The 6903-nt window shown below is 28.2% G+C and carries 6 protein-coding genes; 5 read left to right on the top strand and 1 reads right to left on the bottom strand.

Going from position 1 to position 6903, the window contains the following annotated elements:
* The 5 genes from ACP5GV_RS01725 to ACP5GV_RS01705 all read left to right on the top strand — a co-directional run.
* A partial coding sequence (locus ACP5GV_RS01725) for a hypothetical protein (RefSeq protein WP_428101947.1) occupies positions 1–265 on the top strand: 265 nt, incomplete at its 5' end.
* Entirely contained in the window at positions 262–2118 is a 1857-nt protein-coding gene (locus ACP5GV_RS01720; protein WP_428089696.1) for a peptide-N4-asparagine amidase, read from the top strand. The genes ACP5GV_RS01725 and ACP5GV_RS01720, both read left to right, overlap by 4 nt.
* 588 nt (positions 2119–2706) lie before the next feature.
* Positions 2707–3867, top strand: a complete 1161-nt coding sequence (locus ACP5GV_RS01715; RefSeq protein ID WP_428101945.1) for a divalent metal cation transporter — start codon at positions 2707–2709, stop codon at positions 3865–3867.
* 191 nt (positions 3868–4058) lie between these two features.
* Positions 4059–4961, top strand: coding sequence for an ABC transporter ATP-binding protein (locus ACP5GV_RS01710; RefSeq protein WP_428089701.1), 903 nt, complete (start codon positions 4059–4061; stop codon positions 4959–4961).
* The gene (locus ACP5GV_RS01705) at positions 4962–6278 is read left to right on the top strand and encodes an ABC transporter permease (RefSeq protein ID WP_428089704.1); all 1317 of its coding nucleotides are present in this window, start codon (positions 4962–4964) and stop codon (positions 6276–6278) included. It abuts the gene before it with no gap.
* A gap of 11 nt (positions 6279–6289) precedes the next feature.
* Here the strand turns inward: ACP5GV_RS01705 and ACP5GV_RS01700 are convergent, their stop codons facing one another.
* Positions 6290–6823, bottom strand: coding sequence for an AMP-binding enzyme (locus ACP5GV_RS01700; protein WP_428101943.1), 534 nt, complete (start codon positions 6821–6823; stop codon positions 6290–6292).
* Between the last annotated feature and the right edge of the window lie 80 nt (positions 6824–6903).

Genomic DNA, 6903 nt, shown 5'->3' with positions numbered 1-6903 from the left:
GTCATCTCAACTACAGTCCTATATATTATCAAATGTTACATTACTAAATAACAAAATTAACTCTGTGTCATCTAACCTTAATTCAACGTTTACTACAGAAGTAAGCAACCTTAAAAGCATGATAAATTCAGTAAACTCCACAGCTCTAGCTGCTAGCAAAAAAGGTTCAACATCTTATGCAGTAGGAGCTTCTGGGTTAACTGTTGGTGTAATCGGAGTAATTATAGGTGGTATAGCTTTAGCCATGAGGAGGGTGATAAAATGAAGAAAATAATTTATTCCGCTTTAATTTTAATACCTTTATTGTTAATAAGTATCGCGCCATTTGGACATATGCAAGTAGATAATAAATATTTGTACAATAACAAACTAGCAAACATCACGGTATCTTCTTCTCTTATTAAAAAATTAAACGGAAATGATGGTTATTATTCATTCGAAGCATTTAATATAATGCCTCCAAACGTTACTCCAGTCGTGATTAATGTAGCAAAAAACGCTTACTTTGGAGAAAGCGGTATGAGACCTTATACTGAAATAGTTAATATACCTAAGGGTAATTACAGCCTGATATTAATGAATGTATCTATAAGCGAACATAATGGAACTCAATATGATAGAGCATTCTATATTTTTGCTAATGGAACACCTATATTTTGGGGATCTACACAGGAGATTCTGAACTCAACATCAGAGGCTGATTTAACTTTATTTGAAAAATTGTTATCTGGACCAGTTGAATTCCAGATTGTTTTGCCAAATTATATAGTGCCTAAAATAGGTATAACAGGATACTATTTAGTAAACGTAACATTGTATTTATACAATGGAACACCTCCCAATAATTTGCCTAATTATTTCATACCATTGTTTACTAATAATTTTGGGTATTCTTATACGGTATTAAATCCAAACAATGATATTGCTACGCAATCGATAGAAATTCCTAATGGAACTCAAAAATCTATGCTATTATTATATGAAGAGGGTGGAGAAAATGATGAATTCTGGTATACTAATGAACCAGCTATAAGAAATATAGAAGTCTATTATAACAATGAACTAGCCGGTATCTTAAACCCGTTCGAGACAATTTATACTGGAGGAATTGATTTATTTTATTGGAAACCTTTAACATCAATTAATACTTTATCGTTCCACATGCCATATTATATTGATTTAACTCCATTATTGGCCTTAGGAAGTAATGTCACATTATCAGTTACTGTGAGTAACTTGATTCAAGCCGAGGAATTAATGCAAACTCCTTATTTTACATGGGATATATCGGGAGTATTAATGCTTTGGGTTAATAGCTCGAATCCATTAATTTCAGGAAAAATACTAACAATGAAATCTAATTTAATGGATACCCAACCGATATTAATACCGGGATACACCGGTATGTATTATCAAGAAGGTTCCAGCTATTACATAAACTATACATCCATTTTGAATTATAAATATGGAAAAGAAATTGCATCGTCTGCTCAATCAGGAGCAAGTATAGCTAAACAAACATTTTCTTATTTTAATGAATATGCATTTTTAGATGAAAAATTCAGCGAGTATTCTTACGAAAAGGGTTTATTCAATTCGTCTCTTTCAATAAATGCTAATTATCCGGTGAGTCTATATTATGATTTCTTTGAGGCTCCTATTACTAATCCAGAAATAATACCATTTAATGCGACATATTTGCAAAATGGCACAATAAGCCTGAACCCGTCATACTCAATTACATATATCAATGGAAACTATAATCTAACCGAGTCTTTTAATTACAACTTAAATGCCATTGGCGGATTCAGTGGTATATTAGAAATAATAAATCAGTATGGTGGAGCAGTTTTAGTTGCACTAACAAATAATAATGCAATTGTTACTAAATCCTTAGAGGCTATTTATTTAGTTAATGGTGTTGGATTTAATGAAAACTTCTATGCTGAGGCCATACAAAATAATACAATTAATCTTGCTGGATATTTAATAAAGTATTATAAATCTATCCAAAAGGTATCAAGTAGCAATGTTATGCCGTTAGAATCTGTTTCAAAAACTATAAATAATATGAAACATTATTCGTTTAGTAAATTGTATAGCAAATTTATTTTATAATTTATTTTTATTTAAAAACTTATTTATTTTTCAAGATAATGTAACTTCTGTTTAATTCGTAATTTATATAATACATATCTTTATTTCTGTTTTGTGCTAATATTTAGCAATTACTGCATATTGGGATATTTTTTTAATTCGTAATATGATTTACATAATTTTTATCCTAATTTTATGCTTTAAAAAATTAAATATTTACATTGTAAGTTGATATATTATATATTTTTATATACTGATGCGAATGCTTATTAGCATCGGTAAAAAATTGATAATAATAAAAGATTTATCAAAATATTTTAAAAATTAATTAAATAAAATTAATTGATTTTTAATTGTCAAGAGTTGTCGGTATTTTCCCAATAATTTTTAAAGAATCAAACCATCTGTTGATCAATAACTTGTTTTCTGTATATAATAATGCATGATCTTCGATGTCTCTTGCATGAAGAACTTCATAGAATGAATCTTTTATATCTTCAGAAGAATAATATCCTAAATTATTAAAAATTAGTATTATATAGGAATATTTATTAACTAGAATTAAACTTTTAATAATGACTATTTAAAAACAATTAAAAATGTGATATCATGAGTTTTAAAGATTTTGTTAAGTTATTTGGACCAGCATGGATAGCTCTGATGGCAGATGCAGCAAGCATAATTGGAGGAATATCTACAGGAGAGCAATACGGTTATAGAATGATCTGGTTTGTATTAATATTATCAATTCCGCTCTTTTTTATACAAGAAGCATCAGGGAAGATAGGAGTCATAACGAATTCCGGTATTGGTAAGTTGATTAGAGAATACTATTCAAAAAATGTATCAATAATAGCAATTTTTCCCGTTTTTTTCATTGACTTTTTTACATATCTAACTGAGTATACTGGTATTGTAATAGGATCTTATTTAATCGGCATAAATCCATTAATAGGATTAATAATATTTTTTACTTTACATATAGCAATTGTTCTATCTAAGAGATACGAGTTGACTGAAAGAATTTTAATACTAATCTCGCTAATATTAATTATAGCCTCTACAATAGCAATTTTTCCAAAACTATACTTTAATGAAAGTATATTTTACTTTTCTACATCAAAAAGTTTCTTATATTATATTGCAATAAACATTGGCGCAGTGGTTACTCCTCCCTGTATGTTGATTTATCAAAGTTCCTCGACGGCAATTAAATATTCAAAAATTGATGTGGATCAAAGAACTAAAATCAGATGGGTAAGCTATGAAACAATAATTGGATCAATTATAACAGAGATTTTAATTGTTTTCTCAGAAATTATTGGAACAGGTATTGGTGATATAAATCCTTTAGATCCTTATCAGTTGATATTAAGCCTTGGATATCTACATTATATATTTGGGATTCTGTTAATTTCATCAGCTTTTTTAACGCTAATTGTGGTATCTTTAAGTAGTTCGTGGGGTCTATTAGAAGCTCTAAATAAAAATAACTTTAGAAATATGTTAAAAATATATACATTAGAATCTATTCCAGCAATCATTATAGTATCTTTTATGATTAAAAAATTTTCCGTAGTATTAAATTTTGCTCTGACATTGCTTTCTTTATCACCTTTGGTTGTGACTATTCCAGCAATATTAATAGGGATCATATTAAGTAATAGAAAGATTATGAAAGAAAACGTTTATTCGAGAAGAAGAATTATAATCTATTATGTAATAATAATATTAATAGCTGTTGGTGGTATAATTGGATTTATAAGATAAAAATATTTTTTATCTTAGAAGCATCAACTAAGAATATCATAATCTATAATATTGTATGTTTTGGATTTATTTAATAACTCATACATTTTATCAAGAATATGAATTAACATATAAATTATTTATAGATTTTTTGAAATATATCTAAAGAAAAATTTAAATATCTAAAGAAAAATTTAAAATCAGGTGAAAAATTGATAGAAGTAAAAAATGTATCAAAAAAATACAAGGATTTTAAAGCATTGGATAATATATCATTTAATGTTAATAATGGAGAAGTTGTAGGTTTTGTTGGAATAAATGGAGCAGGAAAAACAACAACGATTAAAATATCTGCAGGTGTTTTAAAGCCAACAACAGGTAGTGTAGAGATCGATGGATTTGATATAAGCAAAAATAAGGTAGAAGCATCAAAAAGAATTGGATGGGTTCCAGAACTACCAGTTTTTGAAGAGAATTTTAAAGCAATTGATTATTTCAAATATTTGGCTGGATATTACAAAATAGGAGGTAAAGAGGCAGAAGAATTAGGTATAAAGCTTTTTGAAGAAACAGGAATAATTAATGCAAAAAATAAAAAATTGAAAGAATTTTCTCAGGGAATGAAGAAGAGGTTTGCTTTAGCTGTTTCTATGATTGCTAATCCGTCTAACTATTTATTTGATGAGGTATTAAATGGATTAGATCCTCAAGGTATAGTATTTTTCAGAGAATTTGCTAATAGAGCCAAAAAAGAAAATAAGGCTGTTTTATTTTCATCTCATATATTAAGTGAAGTTCAGAATATAGCTGATAGAGTTATAATCATACACAAAGGGAAAATATTAGCAATTAAAAATATGGATGAAGTAGTTAAAGAATCTAAAAAAGCAATTAGAATTGCTATAAATAATCCTGATGTTAATATTTTAAATGTATTAAGTAAATTTGGTGAAGTCAATAAAATAAATGATGATGTGTTTGAGATAAAGGGAGAAGTATCTTCGGAATATATAAATGAATTGTTAGTTAAAGCAGGATATAAGGTAAGTAAAATAGAGCAAGTAGGAGGTCTGGAAGAATACTTTTTAAATTTAATCGGAGAAAAGGTGGAGTAAATGAGTTATGCTATGGAATATGATATAAAGAGGAGCATAACCAAACCATTGGTTATAATTTTATTAATAGGATTAATTCTAGCAGGTATAGGCGTAGCTTATTTGGAAGGTCAAGTATCTTTATCACAAATAACTAAGTATTCTGTAGTGCTTTCCTATAATGTAACTTCTAATCAAACTGAAATATTAGGCTTGGCTTTGAATCCTCAAGGGTACCCCATAAAAGATGCAAAGATATTTATAAATAACGGATGGGTCGAAACAAATTCAAGTGGTTATTTTTTGCTAGCAATTCCTTCAGGGAAAAGCTACTCTATAATGTCACCTACAACTTTGCAAATTTCAGGTATAAATTATACTGCTTCAGTTTCTTCCATTGGAGTTGTTAATGTAAATTTAAAAAATAAATCAGCAATATTGTATGTTGGAAGTTATTTGATTAAAAATAATTTTAATAATATAACTTCTTATAAGGTATATTATTCTCAAGAGAGTCTTGAAAATTTAATGAGAGGAATATTACCGAAAAATTATACATATATAGGCAATATATACGGCTTTTCAATTGCTAAGTTTTCTATACCCATAAATTTAAGCGAACCTGATATAATAGTTTTATTGCAATCTATTAATATTAGCTCTAATAAAGTACCTGAGTTTAACTTTACATATTCAACTGTTCTTCCTCAACTCGAGGTTTCAAATATTAGAGATACGGCAGTATCAACTGCATCATATATTTTTGCGGAGTTTTTCCCATTAGTGGGCTTATTTTTAACTAACGAATTTATAGCTAGCTTGAGGAGTAATGGTGCTATAGAGTTTATAGCATCAAGACCAATAACAAAAAAACAGTTGATAATATCTAGATATATTGGAGGCTTATTTGCATTAATTATGGGATCTTTAATAACGTCCATATTAATGCCTGTTACTGTTTCATACATTCTCAATACATCTACATCTTTAGCCACAATAGGAAAAATGTTTGGAATGCTTTTGGTAGATACTATTGGATTTTATTCGTTATTATATTTAGTTGCAGTTCTTGTTAGGAAGAACTTTATAGCTATAAGTATAGTTTTATATCTAATATTGTATCTATTCAATATAATGAATATAGTAGCGATTATAGCTGGTATGCCAAAACTAATGTATGGAACTCCTTACGGTTTATATGAAATAGTCATGGGAGGCTTTAATTTTGGTTTTAGTTTTGCTATAAATTATATATTAGTAACGATAATAGGCATTATATGGATAGCTTTACCAATAATATTAGCTATAATAATTTATGATAGAAATGATTCGCCATAATTTTTATTAAATTACATTTTCTCTTTAAATTCTTTCCTAGATTTGAATTGCTCTCTTAATTCCCTCTTCAATATCTTTCCAGAAGGTGATTTTGGTAACGAATCTACAAATATTATTTCCTTAGGTGCTTTGAAATGTGCCAAGTTATTTCTAGCGAATTCCATTATTTCCTTCTTTAATTCTTCACTTTTTTCATAGTTATCCTTCAAGACAACAACTGCAGTAACTTTTTCAATCCACTTCTCATCAGGTAATCCTATAACTGCAACTTCTTTTACTGCAGGGTGCTTATATATTACTTCTTCAACTTCCCTTGATGAAACGTTCTCTCCACCAGTTTTTATCATATCCTTTTTCCTATCAATAACGTATAGGTAATGATCTTTATCCCACATACCTATATCTCCGCTGTGGAACCAATCATATTTAAATGCCTCCATAGTTTTTTCAGGATTCTTTAAATAACCTATCATAGTGTGAGGTCCTCTACCTACAATTTCCCCTGCTTTATATGGTTCCTTTATTATGTTTCCTTGTTCATCCATCAATATTTTTAACTTAAATCAAAGCTGAAATTTACATTAACTATATAATTAAGTTTTTCAAATATTTTCTCTACTATTCT

The organism is Caldisphaera sp., from assembly GCF_049974385.1.
Classification (GTDB): Archaea; Thermoproteota; Thermoprotei_A; order Sulfolobales; family Acidilobaceae; genus Caldisphaera.
Note: the sequence above shows the minus strand (reverse complement) of the source record. Positions and strands in the feature narration are given on the sequence as shown.

Bases quoted from the DNA above. Each gene is read 5' to 3' on its own strand.
- ACP5GV_RS01715 (WP_428101945.1), top strand. From the start codon at position 2,707: ATGAGTTTTAAAGATTTTGTTAAGTTATTTGGACCAGCATGGATAGCT.
- ACP5GV_RS01700 (WP_428101943.1), bottom strand. From the start codon at position 6,823: ATGGATGAACAAGGAAACATAATAAAGGAACCATATAAAGCAGGGGAA.
- ACP5GV_RS01705 (WP_428089704.1), top strand. From the start codon at position 4,962: ATGAGTTATGCTATGGAATATGATATAAAGAGGAGCATAACCAAACCA.
- ACP5GV_RS01720 (WP_428089696.1), top strand. From the start codon at position 262: ATGAAGAAAATAATTTATTCCGCTTTAATTTTAATACCTTTATTGTTA.